General features: G+C 68.4%; 26 protein-coding genes, 1 tRNA gene and 1 pseudogene. 8 read left to right on the top strand and 20 right to left on the bottom strand.

Translation table 11 applies throughout. The annotated features are described in order from the left end of the window. Positions 1–17 precede the first annotated feature (17 nt). From ACO073_RS28150 to ACO073_RS28125, 6 genes are all read right to left on the bottom strand, one after another. Positions 18–395, bottom strand: coding sequence for an allophanate hydrolase-related protein (locus ACO073_RS28150; RefSeq protein ID WP_422002450.1), 378 nt, complete (start codon positions 393–395; stop codon positions 18–20). 98 nt (positions 396–493) lie between these two features. Then, a complete protein-coding gene (locus ACO073_RS28145; RefSeq protein WP_422002448.1) occupies positions 494–1,168 on the bottom strand; it encodes a cysteine hydrolase family protein in 675 nt (224 codons plus the stop codon). Positions 1,169–1,296: 128 nt separating this feature from the next. After that, positions 1,297–2,271 (bottom strand): urea transporter, encoded by a 975-nt coding sequence (locus tag ACO073_RS28140; RefSeq protein ID WP_422002447.1) that lies wholly within the window; start codon positions 2,269–2,271, stop codon positions 1,297–1,299. 81 nt (positions 2,272–2,352) lie between these two features. Then, positions 2,353–3,036, bottom strand: coding sequence for a cysteine hydrolase family protein (locus tag ACO073_RS28135; RefSeq protein ID WP_422002445.1), 684 nt, complete (start codon positions 3,034–3,036; stop codon positions 2,353–2,355). A 121-nt stretch (positions 3,037–3,157) separates the two neighbouring features. Continuing rightward, positions 3,158–4,522: a carbohydrate porin gene (locus tag ACO073_RS28130; protein ID WP_422002443.1), complete on the bottom strand. Its 1,365-nt coding sequence runs from the start codon at positions 4,520–4,522 to the stop codon at positions 3,158–3,160. A gap of 38 nt (positions 4,523–4,560) precedes the next feature. Next, entirely contained in the window at positions 4,561–4,884 is a 324-nt protein-coding gene (locus ACO073_RS28125) for a multicopper oxidase domain-containing protein (RefSeq protein ID WP_422002441.1), read from the bottom strand. Between the two features lie 560 nt (positions 4,885–5,444). Here ACO073_RS28125 and ACO073_RS28120 point away from each other — a divergent pair. Genes ACO073_RS28120 through ACO073_RS28110 form a run of 3 tightly spaced genes read left to right on the top strand, consistent with a single transcriptional unit; the run spans position 5,445 to position 11,177 of the window. Beyond that, on the top strand, positions 5,445–8,102 hold the full coding sequence (locus ACO073_RS28120; protein WP_422002439.1) for a calcium-binding protein: 2,658 nt from the start codon (positions 5,445–5,447) through the stop codon (positions 8,100–8,102). A gap of 13 nt (positions 8,103–8,115) precedes the next feature. Next, the gene (locus ACO073_RS28115) at positions 8,116–9,873 is read left to right on the top strand and encodes a type I secretion system permease/ATPase (protein ID WP_422002438.1); all 1,758 of its coding nucleotides are present in this window, start codon (positions 8,116–8,118) and stop codon (positions 9,871–9,873) included. Then, positions 9,873–11,177: an HlyD family type I secretion periplasmic adaptor subunit gene (locus ACO073_RS28110; RefSeq protein ID WP_422002436.1), complete on the top strand. Its 1,305-nt coding sequence runs from the start codon at positions 9,873–9,875 to the stop codon at positions 11,175–11,177. Before ACO073_RS28115 ends, ACO073_RS28110 begins: the two co-directional genes overlap by 1 nt. 377 nt (positions 11,178–11,554) lie before the next feature. Here the strand turns inward: ACO073_RS28110 and ACO073_RS28105 are convergent, their stop codons facing one another. Next, a complete protein-coding gene (locus ACO073_RS28105) occupies positions 11,555–11,824 on the bottom strand; it encodes a hypothetical protein (protein ID WP_422002434.1) in 270 nt (89 codons plus the stop codon). A gap of 389 nt (positions 11,825–12,213) precedes the next feature. Between ACO073_RS28105 and ACO073_RS28100 the strand changes: the two are divergent. Beyond that, positions 12,214–12,523 (top strand): annotated as a pseudogene (locus ACO073_RS28100) (DUF5131 family protein); the annotation flags it as partial. 206 nt (positions 12,524–12,729) lie between these two features. On the opposite strand, the gene ACO073_RS28095 reads toward ACO073_RS28100, so the two are convergent. The 5 genes from ACO073_RS28095 to infA form a co-directional block, all read right to left on the bottom strand. Beyond that, positions 12,730–12,805, bottom strand: a tRNA-Phe gene (locus tag ACO073_RS28095). A 35-nt stretch (positions 12,806–12,840) separates the two neighbouring features. Beyond that, positions 12,841–13,065 carry a DNA gyrase inhibitor YacG gene (locus ACO073_RS28090; protein WP_422002433.1) on the bottom strand — a complete coding sequence of 75 codons (225 nt, stop codon included), beginning with the start codon at positions 13,063–13,065 and terminating at the stop codon, positions 12,841–12,843. Further along, a complete protein-coding gene (locus ACO073_RS28085; protein WP_422002431.1) occupies positions 13,058–14,242 on the bottom strand; it encodes a ribonuclease E/G in 1,185 nt (394 codons plus the stop codon). The genes ACO073_RS28090 and ACO073_RS28085 overlap by 8 nt, the downstream gene beginning before the upstream one ends. Further along, positions 14,239–14,829, bottom strand: coding sequence for a Maf family protein (locus ACO073_RS28080; RefSeq protein WP_422002429.1), 591 nt, complete (start codon positions 14,827–14,829; stop codon positions 14,239–14,241). The genes ACO073_RS28085 and ACO073_RS28080 overlap by 4 nt, the downstream gene beginning before the upstream one ends. Positions 14,830–14,832: 3 nt before the next feature. Next, positions 14,833–15,051 carry a translation initiation factor IF-1 gene (infA, locus tag ACO073_RS28075; RefSeq protein ID WP_199600557.1) on the bottom strand — a complete coding sequence of 73 codons (219 nt, stop codon included), beginning with the start codon at positions 15,049–15,051 and terminating at the stop codon, positions 14,833–14,835. Positions 15,052–15,245: 194 nt separating this feature from the next. Between infA and ACO073_RS28070 the strand changes: the two genes are divergently transcribed. From ACO073_RS28070 to ACO073_RS28060, 3 genes are all read left to right on the top strand, one after another. Beyond that, a complete protein-coding gene (locus tag ACO073_RS28070; RefSeq protein ID WP_422002427.1) occupies positions 15,246–16,019 on the top strand; it encodes a hypothetical protein in 774 nt (257 codons plus the stop codon). 8 nt (positions 16,020–16,027) lie between these two features. Further along, complete coding sequence (locus ACO073_RS28065) at positions 16,028–16,597, top strand: hypothetical protein (protein ID WP_422002426.1); 570 nt, start codon at positions 16,028–16,030, stop codon at positions 16,595–16,597. A gap of 336 nt (positions 16,598–16,933) precedes the next feature. Beyond that, positions 16,934–17,296, top strand: a complete 363-nt coding sequence (locus ACO073_RS28060; protein ID WP_422002424.1) for an alpha/beta fold hydrolase — start codon at positions 16,934–16,936, stop codon at positions 17,294–17,296. A 202-nt stretch (positions 17,297–17,498) separates the two neighbouring features. Here ACO073_RS28060 and ACO073_RS28055 read toward each other — a convergent pair whose 3' ends face one another. The 8 genes from ACO073_RS28055 to ACO073_RS28020 are packed head-to-tail and all read right to left on the bottom strand — an operon-like array spanning position 17,499 to position 22,933. After that, positions 17,499–17,942 carry a low molecular weight phosphatase family protein gene (locus ACO073_RS28055; protein ID WP_422002423.1) on the bottom strand — a complete coding sequence of 148 codons (444 nt, stop codon included), beginning with the start codon at positions 17,940–17,942 and terminating at the stop codon, positions 17,499–17,501. Positions 17,943–17,955: 13 nt separating this feature from the next. Next, positions 17,956–18,429 (bottom strand): UPF0262 family protein, encoded by a 474-nt coding sequence (locus ACO073_RS28050; RefSeq protein ID WP_422002422.1) that lies wholly within the window; start codon positions 18,427–18,429, stop codon positions 17,956–17,958. Between the two features lie 8 nt (positions 18,430–18,437). Next, positions 18,438–19,745 (bottom strand): histidinol dehydrogenase, encoded by a 1,308-nt coding sequence (gene hisD, locus ACO073_RS28045; protein WP_422002420.1) that lies wholly within the window; start codon positions 19,743–19,745, stop codon positions 18,438–18,440. Next, positions 19,735–20,406 carry an ATP phosphoribosyltransferase gene (gene hisG / locus ACO073_RS28040; RefSeq protein WP_422002418.1) on the bottom strand — a complete coding sequence of 224 codons (672 nt, stop codon included), beginning with the start codon at positions 20,404–20,406 and terminating at the stop codon, positions 19,735–19,737. The genes hisD and hisG overlap by 11 nt, the downstream gene beginning before the upstream one ends. Before the next feature lie 55 nt (positions 20,407–20,461). Beyond that, complete coding sequence (locus ACO073_RS28035) at positions 20,462–20,884, bottom strand: DUF2948 family protein (RefSeq protein WP_422002417.1); 423 nt, start codon at positions 20,882–20,884, stop codon at positions 20,462–20,464. Beyond that, the gene (gene murA, locus ACO073_RS28030) at positions 20,881–22,164 is read right to left on the bottom strand and encodes a UDP-N-acetylglucosamine 1-carboxyvinyltransferase (RefSeq protein ID WP_422002415.1); all 1,284 of its coding nucleotides are present in this window, start codon (positions 22,162–22,164) and stop codon (positions 20,881–20,883) included. Before murA ends, ACO073_RS28035 begins: the two co-directional genes overlap by 4 nt. Before the next feature lie 13 nt (positions 22,165–22,177). Next, positions 22,178–22,732 carry a dCTP deaminase gene (dcd, locus tag ACO073_RS28025; RefSeq protein WP_422002414.1) on the bottom strand — a complete coding sequence of 185 codons (555 nt, stop codon included), beginning with the start codon at positions 22,730–22,732 and terminating at the stop codon, positions 22,178–22,180. 48 nt (positions 22,733–22,780) lie between these two features. Then, a complete protein-coding gene (locus ACO073_RS28020) occupies positions 22,781–22,933 on the bottom strand; it encodes a hypothetical protein (RefSeq protein ID WP_422002412.1) in 153 nt (50 codons plus the stop codon). Between the two features lie 18 nt (positions 22,934–22,951). Here ACO073_RS28020 and ACO073_RS28015 point away from each other — a divergent pair, with 18 nt between their 5' ends. Beyond that, on the top strand, positions 22,952–23,833 hold the full coding sequence (locus ACO073_RS28015) for a haloalkane dehalogenase (RefSeq protein WP_422002410.1): 882 nt from the start codon (positions 22,952–22,954) through the stop codon (positions 23,831–23,833). Positions 23,834–23,867: the final 34 nt, after the last annotated feature.

The raw sequence follows: 23,867 nt of genomic DNA, 5'->3' as shown, positions 1-23,867 counted from the left end.
CCCAATGTCATCACGCTCTAGTCGCGCCGCAAGGTTGCGGCGTAGGCGCGCCAATCACCGAATTCGGAAATGTCCTTGTGGCGGCCTTCGGCGATGTCGCGCGGAAACAGGATGCCGTCGACGGTTCGGCCGTCCGCCAGTCTGACGGGACCGCGGTAGAGGTGGGGCGGTTCGCCGGCCTCGACACGTGCGAGCACCTGATCGCTCATGCGGTAGATCTCTCCGGCGACCGAGACGCCGCCGGTCTCGACCTCGAACATGCCGGGATGGACATCGTCGATGGAGTAGAGCCGATAGACCGGCGCGGTGCGGACAGCGCCGATGAATTCGGCGCCCTCCAGGTTGCGATGCAACGCAAGTCCACGCATCAGCGTGCCGTTCACGAACAGGTCCATGGCCTCGATCTCCACCCTGAATTGTTTCCGCTCACCGCCATGGAAACCTCGCACCGATTGGTGTTCGAGTCGCCGGCAGTGCAAGCGCGGCGTCGCTGCTAGAGTGCCTCGAGCAATGCCTTGGAAGTGGCGACGGCGCCGAAGACGCCGCCCTGCATCTTGACCATCTTGAGCGCCGCGAGATGGTTGCCGTGATCGGTGGCGGCGCAGCAGTCCTCGAGCAACAGGCACTCGAAGCCGCGGTCGTTGGCCTCGCGCATCGTCGTATGGACGCACACGTCGGTGGTGACACCGGAGAGGATGATGTTGGCGATGCCGCGCTGGCGCAGCATCAGCTCGAAGTCGGTGGCACAGAAGCTCCCCTTGCCGGGCTTGTCGACGATCGGCTCGCCATCCCTCGGCGCGAGCTCGGGGATGATGTTCCAGCCAGGCTCGCCGCGAACCAGGATACGACCCAAAGGCCCCTTGGTTCCGATGCCGCCGCCGATGCGGTCGGAGCGCCATTTCTTGTTGGCGGGAAGATCGTTGAGATCGGGCCTGTGCCCCTCTCGGGTGTGGAAGACGTGATAGCCCTTGTCGCGCATCGCGGCGAGGACGCGCCCGATGGGCTCGATCGGTGCGCGCGTGAGCGCCAGATCGTAGCCCATGCTGTCGACGTAGCCGCCCTTGGCGCAGAAATCCATCTGCATGTCGATGATGACGAACGCGGTATTCTGCGGCCGCAGGTCGCCGTCGTAGGGCCACGGATACGGCTCCGACACGATCGTCGTCATGGCAGCTGCCTCCCGCGCATATGTTCACCCCACCTTCGACAGGCGCCGTGTCCGGGCGTGCGCACGATGTCGGAAAGCACGAGCGGCATGGTCAGCTGCAACATGGGCTGTCTCCGTTGCGAGCCTCGTCAAGGCGTCGGTGTCTTCTGGGCTCCGGATGCGGGCGCAGCCGTGGTCCCGGCCCCGGCAGTGTCGAACCAGCGCTCATCGATCCAGCCGAGGAAGAGCAGGAACCACGTGGCCAGCACGTAGGGCGCCGACAGCGCCGCCTTGATGCCGAGGTCGGAAATCGCCGGTGTCACGATGGTCGCCAGCAGGGCGCCGAGCACGGCGAGCCGCAGCCGGCCGCCGCACACCACGTAGGCGGCGACCGCCGCCAGCACGCCGTTGAAGCCGAAGAGGCCGAGGTCGGCGCCGGCCGTCGCCTCGTGCCGGTAGTAGTAGGAGACCACCGTGCCTATGACCGCCCCCAGGAGCGCCACCACGGCCTGCCGCCAGTCGCTCGCGAGCATGCCGGCCAGGAACAGCAGGCCCGACAGGACGGTGGGCAGGAACATCGTCTGGCCGAGCCCGCGCAGCACCGCTTCGACCGGTTGAAAGGCAGCGGTCGCGACGGGAGCCACCGATACCGCCGGCTGGAGGAAGTCGACATGGGGTTCCAGCGCCCACAGCACCCAGAAGACGATCAGGAAGGGAAGGACCAGGATGGGGAACGGAAGGAGGGCGACCAACAGACGGACCAGGACGACGGTGACCGCGACCCCGACCACGAGCACCAGCCACATGCCGACATCGGTCCATCCCGTCTGGAAGAAGGCGGGCAGCGACAGCGCCAGCAGGCAGGGATTGAGGCCGGGCATCCCGGTCTCCAGGATCGGGCTGCGCTCGCCCAGCAGCATGCGCCCGCCGGGCGCCAGGACGGCCGCCACCGCCATGTACGCGGCCGCGATCGGCGAGGCGACGAGCACGGCGGCGAGAAAGAACAGTCCGGTGAGCTCGTTCGACTGGAAGCAAAGCTGCGAGCAGCCGCGAAGCGCGCGCCGCCAGTAGGGGACGTCGCCCGGCGCGACCGGGGGAAAGATGTAGTCGACCGGTGCCTTCATCCGAAGCTCGCCCCATCCCCCAACGGCGTCGGCCGGCGCCTGGTCATGCAAGCGGCGCGGCCCCGTGGCCGCCGTCGCGGGTCAGGCGCCGTACGACTTCTCGTCGGCCAGCATGTCGAGAAGGATGTCGGACTTGCAGGTCCAGCCGACGATCCCGCCCTGCGCGACCACGGCCTTCAGCGTCGATTCCTTGAACTCGGGGAAGAAGCTGTCGGTACCGTCCTCGACCAGGATGCAGTCGTAGCCGCGGTCGTTGGCGCAGCGCATCGTCGTCTGCACGCAGACTTCGGTGGTCACGCCGGTGATGACCAGGCTCGCGATCTTGCGGCGCATCAGATACTCGTCGAGATCGGTCCGGTAGAACGAATCCTTGCCCGGCTTGCTGATCACATGCTCCCACTCGCGCGGCGCGTTCTCGGCAATGAATTCCACTCCCGGCTCACCGTCGATCAGGATGCGGCCCATCGGCCCGAACTCACCGATCCTGATCTTCGGGTTGCCGCGGTGGAGCTTGGCGGCGGGCAGATCGGAGAGATCGGGCTTGTGACATTCCTTGGTATGGATGATCGGCAGCCGCCACTTGCGGAAAGCGGCCTGAAGCTTGGCGATCACTGGAATGCAGGGCTGCACGTTCGCGACGTTGTTGCCCAGCGCCTCGGCAAAGCCGCCCAGTTCGCAGAAGTCCCGCTGCATATCGATACAGATGAGCGCGACATGGTCGAAATCGAACTGAAACTTGTACGGCTTCGCGTCGATGAATGGCATGCCGCGATCTCCACAACCAGGAATGTGTGCAGTAGACCTTCACAACGTGTGCAACGTCAAGCCTCTTGGCCGATACCGACCGATAGACGGTTGTCCTGTCGGCAAACGGCTCGCAGTCCTGTCAGAACGTCACGCCGACGGCGAAGCCGATGACCAGTGCATCGGCGATGGTGAACTTGCCATCGGGATTGACGATGTACTGGATGTCGGGCTGGACGAAGACCGACGGAAGGATTTGCGCGCGATAGTTCAGCTCGATCACGACTTCGCTTCCCTGACTGGACAGATATTCGCTGAAGCGGCCAACCGCCCCGACAACCGAAAGCGTGTCGTTCGGCCGGCTGGGAAGGAGACCCACATAGCTCAATCCGCCGGCTGCCATGAACGTCACCTCGTTGACGTCGGGTGGCGCGTAGCTGAGCGACAGCCAGGTCCACAGTCCCTTGGAGTGGCTGTCGTTCGCGCTGTAGATCATCTGCTCACCGATGGCGTACATGCCCCAGGTGCTGCGTTGATTGGCGCCGGTCGAGAGGTTCGTCAGCGTCTCGGTGTCGTAGTAGAAGCCGGCCTTGTAGGTTCCCGGCAGGCCGGTCACGCCGGCTCGCGTGCCGACGTTGAAGCCCGCTTCGCCGATCGCCAGGACGCCCGATCCGTCGGGTGCGCCGAACTCCACGCCGTGGAGAGCGGGGTCGCCGAGAGTCGGATAGACGAGATAGGCGCCGGCATGGGCGTACCAGCGCTCGCCCGGCTTGACCTTGAATCGCCCGCCCCAGACCGCATTGGGATAGGTCGGGAAGCTGATGTCCCTGGCTCCGGCGATCGGGTTGGCGCAGATGGCTTGGTTGAGCGAGGTGCAGGCCCGCGAGATGAACGCGAAGTCCTCGCCGGTGATCATTCGACCGAACGCCAGCTCGGACGTGTTGTCGAACAGCTGTGTGCCGAACGCCGCGTGGACGAGACGCGGCTGGGATTGCGGATAGGTCGAGTTCGAGAGCTGGACGGGGAAGAAGTTGCCGACGTAACTCGGCGTGAGGCTCGGGCTTCCCGTCGTCACATCGAACGACGCCGTGAAATAGGTCCGATAGGCGCTGCCCAGCACGCGCCGGAAATCGACAAACATCCCGAAGGACCAGTCGTTGAGCCAACTCGCCTTGCCCGGGATTTGCCCGCCGGCCGGATTGGCGGCGAACTGCCCGACAAGGGCGCTCGAAAATGCCACGCCTTGCAGTTCCAGCCGATCGCGCAGCCCACCCCAGCTGCCGGTGACGTTGGGCGACTGCAGGTTGCCCGAGAACCACCCCCATTTCTGGCCAAACTTGAGGGCTCCCGGGTGCAACCAATGGGTGTCGGTTTGTGGGCCGGCGCTGTCCCACTTGGAGGGGTTGTAGAGTTCCGATTGGATCCAGGGATTGATCTCGGCGCTCGCCGGGGCCGCGGCAGCCAGGATGGCGGCAAGACCAAATGCGAACAATCCCTTCCGGTTCATATCGATCCCCTCTCCCAGCAATCGATCGCGGCGGCCGCTCAGCCTACCCGCTCGCCCCCCTTTGGCTTGATGAGAAAATTCTGGATCATCGCCGTCTCCCCGTGGGCGAGGACATGGCAGTGCAGAACCGTCTTGCCGATGCGCTTCGCGTACATTCGGCTCCAGACGCGCAGATGGCCATTCGGCGGGATGATCATCGTGTCGCGCGATTGGTCGGGATGATCGATGGTCCTCAACGCGTCGATGCGCGATTGCACGATCGGCGCGTCGGCGCCGACCAGCCTCGGATCGAGCACCTGGGCGGAAGAGGACTCCTTCACCTGGAACGCGTTGGCGTGCACGTGGACAATCTCATGACACATCCGTTCGTCGTTCTCGGAGCAGAGACTACGGCCAACGGCGCATCACACGTGCCATCGCTTGAGACGTTGGGTCTCGTGGCGAAGACAAACTTCCGCCGAGCATCGAGCGCCCGATCCATCGGGAACCGCTCCAGACCTCTTCACCATACGGCCGGCACGCACATTTGCAACCCGGCTCTTCGACTCGATCGCTGGCGCGCGTGATGGAGGCCCCCATGGGAGCTTGCGTCCCATCCGGATCGAGCAAGGTGCGGCGCGACCTGCAAGCCGTGCGAGGGCAAGGTGATGAAGGCGCAAGGTGCAGCTTCTGGAAATGATGGCCCGTCGACGAAGAGGTCGTCGAGCGGCATCTGGTTTGTCCTGCTTCCGCAAACGGTCTGGCCGATGGGAGATTCGAAAGGTCGCCACAGCTCGACGATCAAGACGAGAAGGCCGATGGTGTTGCTGTATCCCCGGCCGAGCCCCCGTGCCCTGAAAAATCTTTCCAACGCCCGGTTTTCGTCACAGTTCGACTCGTAAGGCGCGTTGGGGAGTGCTTCTTTATTTGGGATGGCTTTGCCATGAGTGTGACGTTCGCCGATTTCCTCGCCGACCTGCTTGCCTTCGAATCCGGATGGGACAGGGAACGCTATAACGAAGGAATCATCCAGGACTGGCAGCTCGATCAATGGGCCGGGGGGTCGGTCGAAACCTACTTTCCCCAGTATTCGAGCTGGTCGCAGCTCACGGACGCCGAGTGGACCGCCATGGCCTACCGGTCGACCAATTCCTACGGTTTCGTCGGCTATCAGTTCGGCGAAGCGTTGCTGATCGATCTCGGCTACTACGACGACGATCTCTACTACGGCAACGGGGCGGCGACGAATACCTGGGACGGGACCTGGACCGGCAAGAACGGCGTGGAGTCGCTCGAGGAGTTCATGACCCAGGACGCGCAGGACGTGGCGATCCGCGAAGAGTTCGGCCACAACCTCGGCATCATCGAGCAGGGACTGGCCGCGTCCGGCAAGAGCCTCGACGACTATCTCGGCACCACCCACACCTATGTCCTGAGCGGGCAGAGCGTCACGGCGACGCTGAGCCTGACCGGCCTGCTCGCCGCCGCCCATCTGCGCGGTGCGCCGGCCGTCGTCGACTTCCTGCTCCATGGCACGCTCAGCTCCGACGAGTACGGCACGTCGATCCTGCAGTACGTCGTGCAGTTCGGCGGCTATGATTCGCCCACTCCCTCCGAGCTGATCGCCTACTTTCAGGATCGCCTGACCGGCGACGAAGGCCTCGGAACACCGGGCGACGGCGGCTCCGGTTCCGGCGGCAGTTCCGGCAACGGCACGGCCGGCGTCACCGCCGCCACGGCAGACGTCGTCCTGACCTGGGCCTGGGGCCAGGACACGGTCATCAGCGACTTCGACCCGGGCAGCGACACGATCTTCGTCGACTGGTTCCGTGCCGGCGATGTCACGGTCAGCGATACCGCCGACGGCGTGGTGTTCGCCATCCCCGGCAACGACCAGACCGTCACGCTCGAAGGCGTGACCCTGGCCGAGCTGTCGGCCGCCAACTTCACCATCCAGGATTCGAGCCTCGCGAGCCAGATCCTCGGGCTGGTCGGGTCGGGTGCCTCCTCCGGCGACGGCTCGGGCGACGGGTCAGGGGACGGAAGCGGCGATACGGGTGGCGACACCGGCGGCGACACGGGTGGAGACACGGGTGGAGACACTGGCGGCGATTCCGGTGGCGATACCGGCAATGGCGGTGGCAGCACCTCCGGAAACGGCACGGCCGGCGTGACGGCGGCCACTGCCGACGTCGTCCTGACCTGGGCCTGGGGCCAGAACCCGGTCATCAGCGATTTCGACCCGGGCAGCGACACGATCTTCGTCGACTGGTTCCGTGCCGGCGACGTCACGGTCAGCGATACCGCCGGCGGCGTGGTGTTCGCGATCGTGGGCAACAACCAGACCGTCACGCTCGAAGGCGTGACCCTGGCCGAGCTGTCGGCCGCCAACTTCACGATCCAGGACCAGGCCCTGGCGAGCCAGATCCTCGGTCTGGTCGGATCGGGCGCCTCCTCCGGCGACGGCTCGGGCGACGGGTCTGGTGACGGCTCCGGGGACGGCTCGGGTGACGGAAGCGGCGATGCGGGCGGCGACACTGGTGGCGACACCGGCAGTGGCGGCGGCACCGCCGGCAACGGTACGGCCGGCGTGACGGCGGCCACCGCCGACGTCGTCATCACCTGGGACTGGGGTCACGACACGGTCGTCAGCGACTTCCATCCCGACAGCGACACGATCTTCATCGACTGGTTCCACGCCGGCGACGTGACCGTGTCCGAAAACGACGGCGGCGTGGTGTTCTCGATCCCGAGCAACGACCAGACCGTCACGCTCGCGGGCATCAGCCTCACCGATCTGTCGCCGGCCAACTTCACGGTCATGGACGGCATGCTGGGGGCGCAGATCCTGGACGCTGTCGGCTCCGGCGAGTCGTCCGGCGGTGACGGTGGCGCAGAAGATGGGGGCGCCGAAGATGGGGGCGCCGGAGACGGGAACACCGGAGACGGGAGCGACGGCGGCGTCGGCGAGCCGACGAACCCCAACGGCACGGCCGACGTCACCAAGGCGGACGCGACGGTCGTCGTCACCTGGAACTGGGGCCAGCACACCGTCGTCGACGGCTTCGACCCGGGCAGCGACACGATCTTCGTCGACTGGTTCCGCGCCGGCGAGGTCACCGTCGCGGAGACCGACGACGGCGTGGTGTTTGGCGTGCCGGGCAACGACCAGAGCGTCACGCTCGCGGGCGTCACCCTCGGCGATCTGTCGCCGGCCAATTTCACCATCAAGGACAGCGCCCTCGGGGCCGAGATCCTGGACCTGGTCGGCAATGATGTCAGCGGTCAGACGCTGTCCGGCGGCGCCGGCGACGACACGCTGGTGAGCGGTGCCGGCAACGACACGCTCGCGGGCGGCGCCGGTGCCGATACGTTCGTCTTCCAGGCCGTTTTCGGCCAGGACACGGTCGTCGATTTCACGCCGGGCGACGGCGACGTGATCGAGTTCCGGGACGGCGTGTTTGCCGATGCCGCCGACGTGCTGGCGCACGCGGCGGCCTCCGGCAACGGCACGGTGATCACGGTGGACGCCGACAACAGCATCACCCTGCAGGACGTCGCCCTGGCGAACCTGACGCAGGACGATTTCCGCTCCGTGTAGCCGGGGAACCGATGTGACCGTGATCGACACGGCCCAGCGCGGGCCGGCGGCGTCCTCGCCGCTGGCCCGCGCCCTGCGGGCCTCCCGGACGTCCCTCGCGGCGGTCGGCCTCTTCACCGGCGTCATCAACGTCCTGATGCTGACCGGATCGCTGTTCATGCTGCAGGTCTACGACCGGGTCCTGCCGAGCCGCAGCGTGCCGACGCTGATCGCGCTGATCGCCGTGGTGGCCGGCCTCTACGCCGTCCAGGGCGGCCTCGACATGATCCGCGGCCGCATGCTGGTGCGGCTGGGCCGCTCGCTCGACGAGCAGCTCAATCTGATCGCCTACGAAGGCGTCGTCCGCCAGCCCCTCAAGGGCCCACGGCGGGGCGACGGCCTGCAGGCGATCCGCGACCTCGACCAGATCCGCAGCTTCCTGTCGGGCACCGGCCCGGCGGCACTGTTCGACCTGCCCTGGATGCCGCTCTATCTCGGCATCTGCTTCGCCTTCCACGTCTACATCGGGCTGGCGGCGCTGGCCGGCGCCCTCCTCCTGGTCGCCCTCACCTTGGTGACCGAGCTGCTGACGCGCAACCCGGCGCGCGCGTCGTCCGGCTTCGGCGCCAGTCGCCTGTCGCTCGCCGAAGCCAGCCGCCGCAACGCCGAAGTCCTGAAGGCCATGGGCATGACCCGGCGCCTGGGCGCGCGCTGGCAGGCCAGCAACGACCGCTACATGGATGCCCAGCAACGGACGGCGGATATCGCGGGCGGACTCGGCGCCGCCACGCGCGTGCTGCGCATGCTGCTGCAGTCCTGCGTCCTCGGAGTCGGCGCCTACCTGGTCATCAACCAGGAGGCGACGGCCGGCATCATCATCGCGAGCTCGATCCTGACCTCGCGCGCGCTGGCGCCGGTCGAGCTCGCCATCGCCAACTGGAAGAGCTTCCAGTCGGCGCGGCAGAGCTGGCGCCGCCTGTCGGAGGTCACGGCCGGCGGCTCGGACGAGGCGCCGATGGCGCTGCCGGTGCCGGTCGACGGGCTCGCCGTCGAGGCCCTCACCGTGTGCCCGCCCGGCTCGCCGCGACCGGCCGTGCTGGATGTCAGCTTCCAGCTGAAGGCCGGGCAGGGACTCGGCATCATCGGCTCCAGCGCCGCCGGCAAGACGTCGCTGGCGCGCGCCCTGGTCGGTGTCTGGTCGCCGGTGCGCGGCAAGGTCCGGATCGACGGCGCGGCGATCGAGCAGTGGGCGCCGGACGCGCTGGGCGCGCACATCGGCTACCTGCCGCAGGACGTCGAACTGTTCGATGGAACCGTCGCCGAGAACATCGCCCGGTTCGAGCCCGGCTACGAGCCCGGCCGCGTCGTGGCCGCGGCCCGCAGCGCCGGCGTGCACGACCTCATCCTGCGCCTGCCGGAAGGCTACGAAACGAGGATCGGCGAACAGGGCGGCGCGCTGTCGGCCGGCCAGCGCCAGCGCATCGCGCTGGCGCGCGCGCTCTACGGCGAGCCCTTCCTCGTGGTGCTGGACGAGCCGAACTCGAATCTCGACCGCGAGGGCGAGCAGGCGCTGGCGCAGGCGATCCTAGAGGTGCGCAATCGCAAGGGCATCGTCGTCGTCATCGCCCACCGGCCGGCGGCGCTGCACAACCTCGACCTGGTCCTGGCGATGGCCGGCGGCCGCCTGCAGGCGTTCGGGCCGCGGGACGAGGTGCTGGGCGACGTGCTGCAGCCCCATCGCCTCGTGCCGCGCCGGATGAGGCAAGTGGCCGGCGCGAAGGGAGCGGCATGATGACCGGACAGACTGTTTCGAATCGTTCCCTGCGTCGCCATGCGGCGACCGGCCTCGCGGTCATCGTCCTGCTGGTGGGCGGCTTCGGCGGCTGGGCGGCATCCACCGAGATCGCCGGCGCGGTCGTGGCGCCGGGAACCCTGGTCGTCGATTCCAACGTCAAGAAGGTGCAGCATCCGACGGGCGGCGTGATCCGCACGCTCCTCGTGCGCGATGGCGTCCCCGTCAAGGCGGGCGATCTTCTGGTCCAGCTCGACGACACGGTGGCGCGGGCAAATCTCGCGATCATCCGCAAGAGCCTCGACGAGCTGTCGGCCCGCCGCGCGCGGCTCGAGACCGAACGCGACGACCTCGACAGCCTGGTCTTTCCCGACGGGCTTCTGGCGCGGGTCGACGATCCCGAAGTGTCCCGGACGCTCTCCAGCGAACGCAAGCTGTTCGCCTTCCGCACCGAGGCGCGGCGCGGCCAGAAGGCGCAGTTGCGCGAGCAGATCGGCCAGCTGGACGAGGAGGTCCGCGGCTTCGTCGGCCAGGAACAGGCCAAGCAGAAGGAGCTCGGGATCATCGACCGGGAGCTCGAGGGAGTTCGTCTCCTGTGGGAGAAGAAGCTGGTGCCGATCTCGCGCCTGACCGCCCTGGAACGCGACGCCACCCGCGTCGACGGCGAGCGCAACCAGCTGGTCGCCAACATGGCCCGGGCGCGCGGCAAGCGGGCCGAGATCGAGCTGCAGATCATCCAGATCGACCAGGACATGCGCAGCGAGGTCGCCAAGGAGCTGCGCGACATCGAGGCCAAGACGGCCGAGCAGGTGGAGCGCAAGGTGGCGGCCGAGGACCAGCTTCAGCGCATCGATATCCGCGCGCCCCAGGACGGCACCATCCTGCAGATGGCGGTGCACACGATCGGCGGCGTGGTCAATGCCGGCGAGACACTGATGCTGGTGGTGCCGGCCGCCGACCGGCTGACCGTCGAAGTGAAGATCGCGCCGCAGAGCATCGATCAGCTGCAGATCGGCCAGACGGCGGTGCTGCGCTTCTCCGCCTTCGACATGCGCACGACTCCGGAGATCCTCGGCCAAGTGACGGTGGTCTCCGCCGATATCGGACACGACGACAAGACCGGCGCGCCGTTCTACGTCGTGCGCATCGAGGTGCCGGCCGAGCAGATCGCCCGCCTGAAGGGCCTGAAGCTGGTGCCGGGCATGCCGGTCGAGGCCTTCATCCAGAGCAGCGAACGCACCGTGGTCTCCTACTTCGTGAAGCCGCTCAGGGACCAGATCGCGAGAGCCTTCCGCGAGCGGTAGGGCGCGCGTAGCGGCTGGCTTTGCATGGTCTGCGTGACACTCGGTGCCGAGACCCGGACTCGTGCAAGCCGCGTGGAAAAAGCGCCGCATGAGGAGACTGTCGCTTCGCTGCGCCGAAGGGGTGGGTCGTCAACTTCTGGTTCTAGATTGGCGACGCCACATGCGAGCGCTATCCGGCATCATGGTTGCGGTTGGCTTGGTCGCCTGCTCTAGTAGGCGGCGAACCGTTATGTGGTGGCGGCTTAGCGTTCCGATTCTCTTTGTCGCTTCTCCTGTTCGTCAGTCCCATCACTGAGCAGTGAGCTCCGGGGCGACGTCACCCTCGCGAGGTGGCGCAAGATCGACGCCGCGGGACGCTGGCTAAGGCAACAGAAAAGCTAGTCGCGCTCTTCATCGGTTAACCGCCCCTCCAACTCTTCGATCCGATCGCTAAGCTCCCACATCTCCTGAGCCAGCATCGAAAAGGCCGTCTGCCATATCTTATCGGCGACTAAAGCCGCCTCGGCTTGGACAGCAATTAGTTCTACAATTTTGGTTGCGTGCTCCGGTGATCCAGGGAGTAGCTGCTTTAGCTGTGCCGTGAGCTCGGAAATTTGGCTGGCCCCGAGAGTAAGCTTGCCCAGCAGATCCTCAGCGTTTCTTCCCATTCCCCAGCTCTCCCCGCTTCCCCACCGTATTCTGAGCCCGATGTTTGAGTTCGGGAAGGATATGTCGGTTGCAGAGCTGATACTTAATATCGACATGGTTGCCTGAGCCAATAGGCGTGGTAGCCTTTTTCACCATAAAGAGGGGCGGCACCCGAATTCTCACACGCCTCAAACACCTACAGGGCCGCCGACTCCCACGCGGCGGCTCGAAGGCTTCGACTCCAAACCTACCGTTCTCAACGTCAAGGTGGGCAAGAGTATCGAGCAGCATTTTCTCAACACTTCGGTGATACCGTCGTTCACCTTCATTGATCCCTTCAGGTCCACCCAAGAGCTCATCAAAGAGTTCGGCTACGATTGTCTGTTTTTCTTCAACTACAAACGCATCAATAGTGCGCTCGCCACGCCGATCTTCCGTCAACGCAGGGGTGAACTCTTGCTGTTCCGTGCTCTCGCCGGGCTGTACGAACTGCTATGCGATGCGTCTTGCGGCGCGGCTCGAAGCCATGGGTCAGCCGAAGGTATACGGCCCTGACCAGGAAGTCGGGCGGCCGCTACAAGTGGAATGGCCGCGTGAATCTCGACCGCGCATCCCTCGACATACCAAAGACGTGGTCGACCGGCCGGATCATCTTCGTCAATTCGATGTCAGACCTGTTTCACGCGAAGGTACCCCTCGACTTCACCCAGGCGGTATTCGCCGAGGGGCGGCGTGAACAAGAAGCGGACCGGCCGCACGCTCGACGGGCAGACGTGGGATCAGCTGCCACAGATTCTCGATGAAAAGCAGCTGCAATAGCTTTCGCGGAGTGATGCGCACCTACGAAAATCGGTGAAGTCGCGAAATCGGCGCAAAGCGCCAACTCGCCGCGCCCGATCCGACGATCCGAAATTGTGGAAAGAAATGGTGCCCAGGGGCGGAATCGAACCACCGACACTGCGATTTTCAGTCGCATGCTCTACCAACTGAGCTACCTGGGCGCACCACGTGTTGGCGGCGGCGCTTATAGGATGCGTCAGCCGCCCTGTCCAGACGGCCCCGCCGCTTCGGGATCGTCCTCGGACGGCCCCTCCTCCGTCTCGATGCGGTAGCCTTCCTTCAGCCAGCGGCCGAGATCGATATCGGCACAGCGCTTGGAGCAGAATGGCCGGTAGCCGGCGACGACGTCCTTGCTGCAGACGGGACACCGGGCCGCCGTGCGAACGGCGCGGAGCGGAGGGGGAAGGGATCGGTCAGTCATCGGCCTTCTGCAGCGCCTCGAGCTGCGCTGCCAGGGTCGCGCCGCGGCGGGCCCGGGTCAATTCGAAGTGGCCGAGCCGCGTGAATCCGTAGATCTGGGTCGGCACGGGGTCCTCGGCCAGCGCCTCGGCGAGCGCCGCCTGGACCTTGTCGCGATCGTAGCTGCTGCGCATGGTGACGAAGTCGACGACCACGGCGCCGGCGAGGTTGCGCAGCCGGAGCTGCTGGGCGATCGCCGGCGCAGCCTCGAGGTTGACCTCGACCGCCCGGCGCGGGGCGCGGCCCTGGCGACCGCCGGCGCTGCCGCTGTCGACGTCGACGGCGATCAGCGTCTCGCCGGGCTCGAACAGCACCTCGACGCCGCTCTCCAGCACGATGCGCGGGGCCAGCGCCGTGTCGATCTGGCCCGACACGTCGTCGATGTCGAAGGCGGGCATCGGGCCGTTGTGCCAGCGCACGCGGAGCTTCTCGCCCAGCCGATCCATCTTGTCCTGCAGCGAACGGGCCATCGTGCGGTCGTCGAGGATGATCTCCTCCAGCGAGGCGCCATGGTCGCGCAGCGCCCGGTTGATCGGGTCGCGGTCGCCGGGAATGCGCGCCGACAGGTCGGCCGGCGGCTGGGTGCTGAAGGCCAGCCGCCGGATCTGCTCCCAGCGCTCCAGCACCGGCGCGGCATCGGCCTTCAGGAGCTCGGCCGAGGCGCCGGCGGCGGCGGTGCGCATCACCACGCCGCCCTCGAACAGGTCCTCGACATGGCGCCGCAGCCGGTCGCGCTCGGCCTCGCCCTCGAGCCGGCGCGAGAAGCCGACGCCCGCACCCAGCGGATGGTAGACGACGTAGCGGCCGGTGACGGCGATATCCATCGACAGGCGCGGACCCTTGTCGCCCTCGCCGTCGTGGCGGACCTGCACCAGCAGCGGCGCGCCCGGCGGCGGCCAGTCGTCGATGCCGGCCCGGTCCTCGGCGCGCAGGAAGCCCGAGCGCCCGATGCCGATGTCGACGAAGGCGGCGTCGAGGTCGGGCATCACCCGCTCCAGCCGGCCGAGGAAGACGCTCTCGACGCGCGAGGGCCTGTCCCGGCGCACGAGCTGCAGCTCGAGCAGCCGCCCGCCCGAGACCAGCGCCATCAGGAAGGCGTGTGGCAGGACCTGGCAGATCAGGCGGTCGACGCGGTTCATCGCGGCGCCCCGCCGGCGGCGCGCAGCAGGGCCGCCGTCTCGAAAAGCGGCAGGCCGACGACGTTGCTGTACGATCCCGAGAGGAAGGCGACGAACAGGGCCGCCCGGCCCTGGATCGCATACCCGCCCGCCTTGCCCCGCCATTCGCCGCAGCGGAGATAGTCCGCGACGTCGCCCGGTTCCAGGCGCCGGAAGCGCACCACCGTCTCGACCAGCCGGGTGCGCACCTTTTCGTCCGGCGACGCGACGGCAACGCCGCCCAGCACGCGGTGGCGGCGCCCCGACAGCAGCGCCAGGCAGGCTCGCGCCTCTTCCTCCGTCTCCGCCTTGGGCAGGATGCGCCGGCCGCAGGCGACGACGCTGTCGGCGGCCAGCACGATGCTGCCCGCGTGGCGCGGCGCCACGGCGGCGAGCTTGGCCCGCGCCATGCGCAGCGCATAGGCGCGCGGCAGCTCGCGCGACGCGGGCGTCTCGTCGATGTCGGCGGGATCGATTGCGGCGGGTTCCAGTCCCACCTGCCGCAGCAGGTCGAGCCGGCGCGGCGACGCGGAGGCGAGGACGAGCGGCGGGTGCGTCGGCGCGCTCAACGCCTACTTGAAGCGGAAGGTGATGCGGCCCTTGGTCAGGTCGTAGGGCGTCATCTCGACGGTGACGCGGTCGCCTGCCAGCACGCGGATGCGGTTCTTGCGCATCTTGCCCGACGTATGGGCGAGGATCGTGTGGTCGTTGTCGAGCTTCACCCGGAACATCGCGTTGGGCAGCAGCTCGGACACCACCCCGGTGAATTCGATCAGGTCTTCTTTGGCCATCCGGCCTCCAGCATGCAAATTGATGACAAGGCGCCGGAAAATGGGGCGTGAGCCGGGTTTAGTCAACACGCCGTCAACTCTCCGGGGCGAAACGCAGCGACCCGCGCGAGGCGGCGTCGGCCCTTCTCACTCGCGCGCCGCTCCCCTATACAGGCACGGCTGCGATCGCCCGGGGGAAGGAAGGACCAGTTGCCATGAATGCACAGCATGCGTGCGGCCTCGCGGCCGCGCTGATCCTGGCCGCCGGGCAGGCCTTCGCCCAGGCGCCGGCCGCCCCGACGCCGGCGGCGCCCCAGGCGGCCGCGGCCTCGAGCGGACCCAAGACCATCGGCGTGCCCTCGTCGCGCCACTACTCGTCGGCGCTGATCGTGCTCAACGCGCGCGGCGCGAAGCTCGACGGCGACAAGCTGGTGCTCGACGGCGTGCAGCCGACCGCCACCCTGTTCACCAGCCGGCCGGTGCGGACGGTGGGCCACATGCCGACGCCGCAGATGGTCGAGATCTGGCGCACCGGCAGCTTCGCCAAGGACCCGCCCAACGCCACCGCCTCGGTGTTCAGCAAGGACGGATCGAGCGTGGCCGATATCGTGGTCGTGCTGACGTCGCCGAAGCTGGAGGGCGACAAGCTCACCTTCACCGTGCACCTGCTCGAGGGCAGCCTCGGCAAGGCCGACGGACCGGCCTCGGTCTTCATCGACACGATCTGGTTCGGCACCAGCCCCAACGGCTTCACCTACTACGGCCAGAGCCAGACCACCGGCGGCGAGACGCCGGCGATCGGCGATCCCCACGGCACCAGCACCTTCAGCGGCTGGTCGAACCCCTCGCCGACCCATCCCTATGTGCCGCCGCCGCGCGACTACGGTCCGTCGGTCGGCGCGCCGCCGCCGCCCGACATCGATCCGCGCTACCAGCAGCAGTTCAACCGACCGACCTGCGGCAAGCCCCCGCTGCTCCCCTGCTACTGAGGCCCGCCATGAACCGCATCCGCTTCCCGGCCGCGCTGGCCTCGATCCTCGCCGCGACGGCGCTGCTCGCGACGTCGCCCCTCCCCGCCGCCGCCCAGTCCCCCGCGGGTCCCGGCACCGTCCCGAAGACGGTCGGCCGGCCGCAGCCGCCGCGCGTCGTGCCGTCGATGATCGTGCTCAACGCCAGGGGCGCGAAGCTCGACGGCGGCAAGCTGGTGCTGGAGGGCGTGTCGCCCAACGCCATCATCTTCGCCGACCGCCCGGTCCGCTCGGCGGGCCACGCGCTCACCGCGCATCTGCTCGACGAGTGGACGGTCAAGTCGCCGGACAGCTTCTACAAGACCCCGCCCAACGCCACCGTGTCGGTCCTGATGAAGGGCAAGAATTCGGTGGTCGACGCCGTCATGGTGCTGAAGGCGCCCAAGCTCGAGGGTGAGCGGCTGACCTTCGACGTCGACGTGCTGGAGGGCGACCTGGCCGGCGGCGACGGCGCGGCCTCGGTGTTCATGGACATCATCAACCTGCCGACGGCCCGTCATACCGGCCACCGCGCCGCCTGGTACCACGGCGCGAACTGACGCGCGCGAGAAGCGCCGGCCCGCTGGACGGGCGAGGCCGGCGATGCGGCTTCGACGCCGCCGCGTCGGCGAGGCATGATTCGAGCAGCAATATGATGTCGGTGCCGACATCTTGTGGCCTTTATTCATGCCTAGGGTGGAAACCCTAAGAAGAGAGACAGAGGGCCTGCCCGTCGCATCGGGCGCTGCAGGCCGACCGGCGATGCGAACCCGCCGCGTTTTCGTTTCGAAGATCTCTCCACGATCCCAACAGTCGTCCGAGTCGCAGGCCTGTACCGCAGGACTGGGAAGGCGACGCTTCCCCTTTTTCAGGGGTCAAACAGGAAGGACTTCACCATGAAGATTCCATCACAGACAAAACCCGTCATCTGGGGCGCCGTCGGCGGCGCCATCCTCTGTGCCGTCGTCGGCTTCAGCTGGGGCGGCTGGGTGACCGGCGCCACGGCGCGCAAGGAAGCGGCCGTCGCCGCGACCGACTCGCGCGTGGCCGCGCTGGCGCCGATCTGCGCCCAGCGCTTCAGAGCCCAGGACGATGCCTCGGCGAAGATCGCGGCGCTGGCCAAGGCCGACTGGTGGGACCGCTCCAAGGCGGTCGAGAAGAGCGGCTTCGCGGTGATGCCCGGAAGCAAGGAAGCCGATTCCGACGTAGCGCGTGCCTGCGCCGAGATTCTGGCGAAATCGGCTCCGGGCAAGAGCTGAGACCAGGCCGAGCCGAAGCAGGAAGCCTCAGGACCTGCGCCGGCAGGATTGGGAGACGGGCAGCCGTCGAGCGGGTCGTTCGAATCCGCCGACGGTGTTCCAGATGGGAGGGAACGCGCCTCCGGGCCGGCGCACCATCCCCGCGGCGGGGGCTCTCCCCGTCGCGGGGATGTGCTTCTTCCGGCGCGCCGCGGCGGGCGTCCTATACCGACGGGCCGCGCGCGCCGCCGAAGCGCGCCTCGAGGCGCATCAGGATTTGCTCGCGCAGGCCGCGATAGGCGCCGAGGCGCGCCTCGCGCGTGCCCTCGACGGCGCTGGGATCGGGCACCGGCCAGTACTCGACCTCGGTCGCGGTGCCGCGCGTCACCTCGAGCGCCCGGTGATGGGCCTCGGGCGACAGGGTGACGATCAGGTCGAAGGAGCTCGGGTCGATGTCGCCGAAGGTCTTGGCGTGGTGGCGATGGATGTCGATCCCGACCTCGTCCAGGGCGGCGGCCACGAACGCGTCGACCTCGGTCGCCCGCACGCCCACCGAATCGATGTAGGCGGCGTGGCCGTAGAGGCGCTTGGCGAGCCCTTCGGCCATCGGGGAGCGAACGGAATTCTCGCTGCAGGCGAACAGCAGGCTGGCGGGAAGTCCGGTCATCGCCTGCGGTTTCTCAGACCTTGATGTGCAGGGCGCAGATGAGGGTGAACAGCCGCCGGGCCGTGTCGAGGTCGATCTCGATCTTGCCCTCGAGCCGTTCGCGCAGCAGCTCCGAGCCCTCGTTGTGCAGGCCGCGGCGGCCCATGTCGAGCGCCTCGATCTGCGAGGGGCCGAGCTTCTTGATGGCGGCGTAGTAGCTCTCGCAGACCAGGAAATAGTCCTTCACCACCTTCCGGAACGGCGTCAGCGACAGCACGATGTCGCGCAGCTTCTTCTCGTCCGCGTCGCGCACGTCGAACACCAGGCGCTGCTCGAACACGCCGATGCGCAGCTTGTACGGGCCGGGCAGGCCCACCAGCGCGAAGTCGTTCTCCTCCAGCAGGTCGAACAGGGCCACGGCGCGCTCGTGCTCGACCTCGGGCGAGCGACGCGCGACAGAGTCCTCGTCGAGCACGATGTCGATGATGCGACGGGTCGTATCGGGCATCGCCGGCCCTAGCCGCGGCGGTTCAACCGGATCGACACCGAGCGGCCGTGCGCGCCCAGCCCCTCGGCCTCGGCCAGGGCGAGCGCCGCGGGACCGAGCACCGCCAGCGACTCGGGCGTGCAGGCCACGATCGACGTGCGCTTCAGGAAGTCCGCGACGCCGAGCCCGCCCGAGAAGCGCGCCGCGCGCGAGGTCGGCAGCACGTGATTGGTGCCGGCCACGTAGTCGCCCACCGCCTCCGGCGTGTGCCGGCCGATGAAGATCGCGCCGGCATGGCGGATGCGCTCGCTGAGCGCCTCGGCCGGGCCGCTTTCCATCGCCAGCTCGACATGCTCGGCGGCGATGCGGTCGACGATCGGCGCGGCGGCGGCGAGGTCGGGCACCAGGATGATGCAGCCATTGTCGCGCCAGCTCGCGCCGGCGATCTCGGCCCGCGCGAGCGTGGCGAGCTCGGCCTCGACGGCGGCGGCGACGGCCTCGGCGAAGCGGGCATCGTCGGTGATCAGGATCGACTGCGAGGAGGCGTCGTGCTCGGCCTGCGACAGGAGGTCGGCCGCGATCCAGGCCGGATCGTTCTGCCCGTCGGCCACGACCAGGATCTCCGAGGGGCCGGCGATCAGGTCGATGCCGACCTGGCCGAACACCCGGCGCTTGGCCGCCGCGACATAGGCGTTGCCCGGACCGGTGATCTTGTCCACGGGCGCGATCGATTCCGTGCCGTAGGCCAGCGCCGCCACGGCCTGCGAGCCGCCGATGCGCCACACCTCGTCGGCCCCGGCGATCTCGGCCGCCAGCATGACCAGCGGGTTGAGGACGCCGCCCGGCGTCGGCACGGCCATGACGATGCGGCCGACACCCGCCACCTTGGCCGGCACGATGTTCATCAGCACCGACGAGGGATAGGCCGCCGTGCCGCCCGGAACGTAGACGCCGGCCGCGTCGACCGGCCGGTAGCGGGCGCCCAGCCGCGTGCCGGTGGCGTCGGTGAACCCGACATCCCTGGGCAGCAGGGTGCGATGGAAGGCCTCGATGCGGCTGGCCGCGAAGACCAGCGCCTCGCGCTGGGCGGACGGCACGCCCGCCGCGACGGCGCGGCGCTCGGCGTCGCTCACCCGCAGGCTCGCCGCGTCGGGGGCCGCCCAGTCGAACCGGCGCGTGTGATCGAGCAGCGCGGCGTCGCCGCGGGCGCGCACGTCGGCCACGATGTCGGCGGCGATGCGGTCGACATTCTCGTCGGTGTCGCGGTTGCGCCCCAGGAAATCCGCGAACGCCGCCTCGAAACCGGGTGCCGACGCGTCGAGACGCCTAGGCTGCACGGGAGACCTCGCGGAAGCGGTCGACCCAGCGGCCGATGCGCTCCGGCTGGGTCTTGAGCGCGGCGCGGTTGACGACGAAGCGCGAGGTGATGTCGGCGATGTGCTCGATCTCGACCAGCCCGTTCTCCCGCAGCGTGCGCCCGGAATCGACCAGGTCGACGATGCGGTGGCTGAGGCCCAGCGACGGCGCGAGCTCCATGGCACCCGACAGCTTCACGCACTCGGCCTGGACGCCGCGGGCGGCGAAGTGCCGGCGCGTCACCTCGGGATACTTGGTGGCGATGCGGACGTGGCTCCAGCGCCGCGGATCGTCGCTGCCGGCCATCTCGACGGGCTCTGCCACGGCGAGGCGGCAGTGGCCGATGCCGAGGTCGATCGGCGCATAGATCTCGGGAAAGTCGAACTCCATCAGCACGTCGGCGCCGGCGATGCCGAGATGGGCGGCGCCGAAGGCGACGAAGGTCGCGACGTCGAACGAGCGCACGCGGATGATGTCGAGGTCGGGATGGTTGGTGGCGAAGCGGAGCTGACGCGCGTCGGGATCGGCGAAGGCGCGCTCGGGCTCGATGCCGGCATGCGCGAACAGCGGCATCGCCTCCTTGAGGATGCGCCCCTTGGGGACCGCCAGGATCAGCTTCTCGTTGGCTTCGCTCGCCTGCACGACCGTTCGCTCCAGTAACGAATGCCCGCCCCCTCGGGGCGAACGACCGCGGGGGTTATTCGACCGGATGGGCGGGCTTCCAGGGGGTGGCCCAAGGCTCCCCGACATCCCCCAAATGGCACGCGAGCCGGCCGATTTCCAGCCGGATGGCGCGTCCTGCGGCGAACCGAAGCGTGACCGAGCGGTCGTCCTCCTGGACCACGGCCAGCAGCTCGAGCATGCGGTCGGGCTGGTCGAGCGGGATGGAGCGGTGACGGACCGCCGTCACCTCGTTGAAAACAAGGGCGGAATGGGTGCGGCTCAGCCCGTCGGCGGCGGGATCGGCCTCCCAGCGGAACCGGTTCAAAAGCAGAACGAAGCGCTTCTCGTCGGCGAGATAGGCACAGTCGCGCACCGCCACCAGCGAATCCTGGATCGCCGCCGACACGACCGCGAGGTCCTCGGCGTCGAGCGCCGACAGCCGCAGCGGCTCCATCATCCCTTGATCCGCTCGATGTCGGCGCCGCAGGCACCGAGCTTCTCCTCGATCCGCTCGTAGCCGCGGTCGAGGTGGTAGACGCGGTTGATCGTGGTGTCGCCCTCGGCCGCCAGGGCAGCGATGGCGAGCGACACCGAGGCGCGCAGGTCGGTCGCCATGACCTCGGCGCCGCGCAGCTTCGGCACGCCGCGCACCAGTGCGGATTCGTGGTGGATGGTGACGTTGGCGCCCATGCGCGCCAGCTCGGGCACGTGCATGAAGCGGCTCTCGAACACCGTCTCGGTGATCATCGAGGCGCCCTCGGCCCGGGTCATCAGCGCCATCATCTGGGCCTGCAGGTCGGTCGGGAAGCCCGGGAACGGCTCGGTCATGACGTCGACCCCCGTCAGCATGCCGTTGGCCCGCCGCACCCGCAGGCCGCGCTCGGTCTTCTCGAGGCTGACGCCGGCCTGGCGCAGCGTCTGGGCCGGCGCCTCGATCAGGTCGAGCCGGCCGCCGACCAGCTCGACGTCGCCCGCCGTCATCGCCACCGCCATGGCATAGGTGCCCATCTCGATGCGGTCGGGGATGACGCGGTGCGACGCCTCCTTGAGCGAGGGCACGCCGTCGATCGACAGGGTCTCGGTGCCGATGCCGCGCACCGGCACGCCCATCGCGACCAGGCACTCGGCGAGGTCGGTGATCTCGGGCTCGCGCGCGGCATTGTCGAGCACGGTCGTGCCGCGGGCGAGCGCCGCCGCCATCATGAGATTCTCGGTGGCGCCGACCGACACTTTGGGGAAGGTGAAGCGGCCGCCGCGCAGGCCCTTGGGCGCGCGCGCCACGAGGTAGCCGCCGTCGATCTCGATGTCGGCGCCCATCGCCTTCAGGCCGGCGATGTGCAGGTCGACCGGGCGGGCGCCGATGGCGCAGCCGCCGGGCAGCGACACCCGCGCCTCGCCCTCGCGGGCCAGCAGCGGCCCCAGCACCAGCACCGAGGCGCGCATCTTGCGCACGATGTCGTAGGGCGCCGTGGTCGAGGCGATCTTCGCCGCCTGCAGCGTCAGCGTCGTGCCGTGGGCGTGGCCGTTCTCGCCCGGCGCCGCATTCACCTCGACGCCGTGCTGCTGCAGCAGCTGGATCATCGTGGTGATGTCGGCCAGCCGCGGCACGTTGTGCAGCGTCAGCGGCCGGTCGGTCAGCAGCGAGGCGACCAGCAGCGGCAACGAGGCGTTCTTGGAGCCGGAGATGCGGATCTCGCCGTTGAGCGGGCGGCCGCCGCTGATTCGAAGTCGGTCCATCGGTCGCCGCCCCTCAGATCCGCGGAAGGGTGACGCCGCGCTGGCCCTGGTACTTGCCGGCCTTGTCGCGGTAGGAGACCTCGCAGGCCTCGTTGCCCTGCAGGAAGAGGAACTGGCAGGCGCCCTCGTTGGCGTAGATGCGGGCCGGCAGCGGCGTGGTGTTGGAGAATTCCAGCGTCACGTGGCCTTCCCACTCCGGCTCGAGCGGGGTGACGTTCACGATGATGCCGCAGCGGGCGTAGGTCGACTTGCCGACGCAGATCACCAGCACGTCGCGCGGGATGCGGAAATACTCGACCGTGCTCGCGAGCGCGAAGGAGTTGGGCGGGATGATGCAGACGTCGGCCGTGCGGTCGACGAAGCTGTTGGCGGCGAAGTTCTTCGGGTCCACCACCGCCGAATCGACATTGGTGAAGATCTTGAACGAATTGCCCACCCGCGCGTCGTAGCCGTAGGACGACAGGCCGTAGGAGATCACGCCCTCGCGCTTCTGGGCGTCGACGAAGGGCTCGATCATGCCCTTCTCCTGCGCCATGCGGCGAATCCAGCGGTCGGAGAGAATGCTCATTGGGGCGCTTCTAGAGGAGGAGAGGTCCGGGCTCAACAACCGCCGGGCTCAACCGTCGGCCTTGGCAGGGCCGGCGGGCTTGTCGGCCGCCTGCTGGGCACGCGCCTGCGCCTTGCGGCGCTTGAGGTTTTCGCGCAAAGCGGCAGCCAGCCGTTCGGCGCGCTCATCCTTCTGCGGGATGGCTTTCGAGGGGGCGGTCATGGCGGGAGGATACACCTGATGGACAGGCTGCGCACACCAGAGGACCGCTTCGCCGGCCTGCCCGGCTGGCCCTACGCACCGCGCTTCCACGAGCGGCCCGACGGGCTGCGCCTCCACTACATCGACGAGGGCCCGCGCGACGCCGCCCGGACCTGGCTCTGCCTGCACGGCCAGCCGACCTGGAGCTACCTCTACCGCCGCATGATCCCGGTCTTCCTTGCCGCCGGGGACCGCGTCGTGGCGCCGGACTTCGCGGGCTTCGGCCGCTCGGACAAGCCCACCGACGACGCCGTCTACACCTTCGACTTCCACCGCCAGACGATCCTCGACCTGGTCGAGGCGCTCGACCTCCGCGACATCGTCCTGGTGGTCCAGGACTGGGGTGGCCTGATCGGCCTCACCCTGCCGATGGCGGCAACCGACCGCTACCGGTCGCTGCTGGTCATGAACACGACCCTGGCCACCGGCGACGCGCCGCTTTCGAAGGGCTTCCTCGACTGGCGCGCCTTCTCCAACAGCCGCCCCGACATGGACGTCGCGGCCCTCATGCGCCGCGCCTGCCCGCACCTCACCCCGGAAGAAGCCGCGGCCTACGGCGCCCCCTTCCCCGACGCCACCTACAAGGCGGGCGTGCGCCGCTTCCCCAACCTGGTGCCCGACCGCCCCGACGCGCCCGGCGCGGCGCTGTCGCGCGAGGCCCGCAGCTTCTGGCGCGAACGCTGGACCGGCCGCAGCCTGATGGCGATCGGCATGCAGGACCCGGTGCTGGGCCCGCCGGTCATGCGCGCCCTTCATGCCGACATCAACGGCTGCCCGCCGCCGCTGGAGATCGCCGCCGGCGGCCACTTCCTGCAGGAATGGGGCGAGCCGATCGCGCGGGAGGCGGTGAAGGGACTGTGAGGGGCGCCGACGGAAGCGGCGCACCGTGAGCGCG

This window comes from Reyranella sp. (genome assembly GCF_965229815.1).
In the GTDB taxonomy this organism is placed as follows: Bacteria; Pseudomonadota; Alphaproteobacteria; order Reyranellales; family Reyranellaceae; genus Reyranella.
Note: the sequence above shows the minus strand (reverse complement) of the source record. Positions and strands in the feature narration are given on the sequence as shown.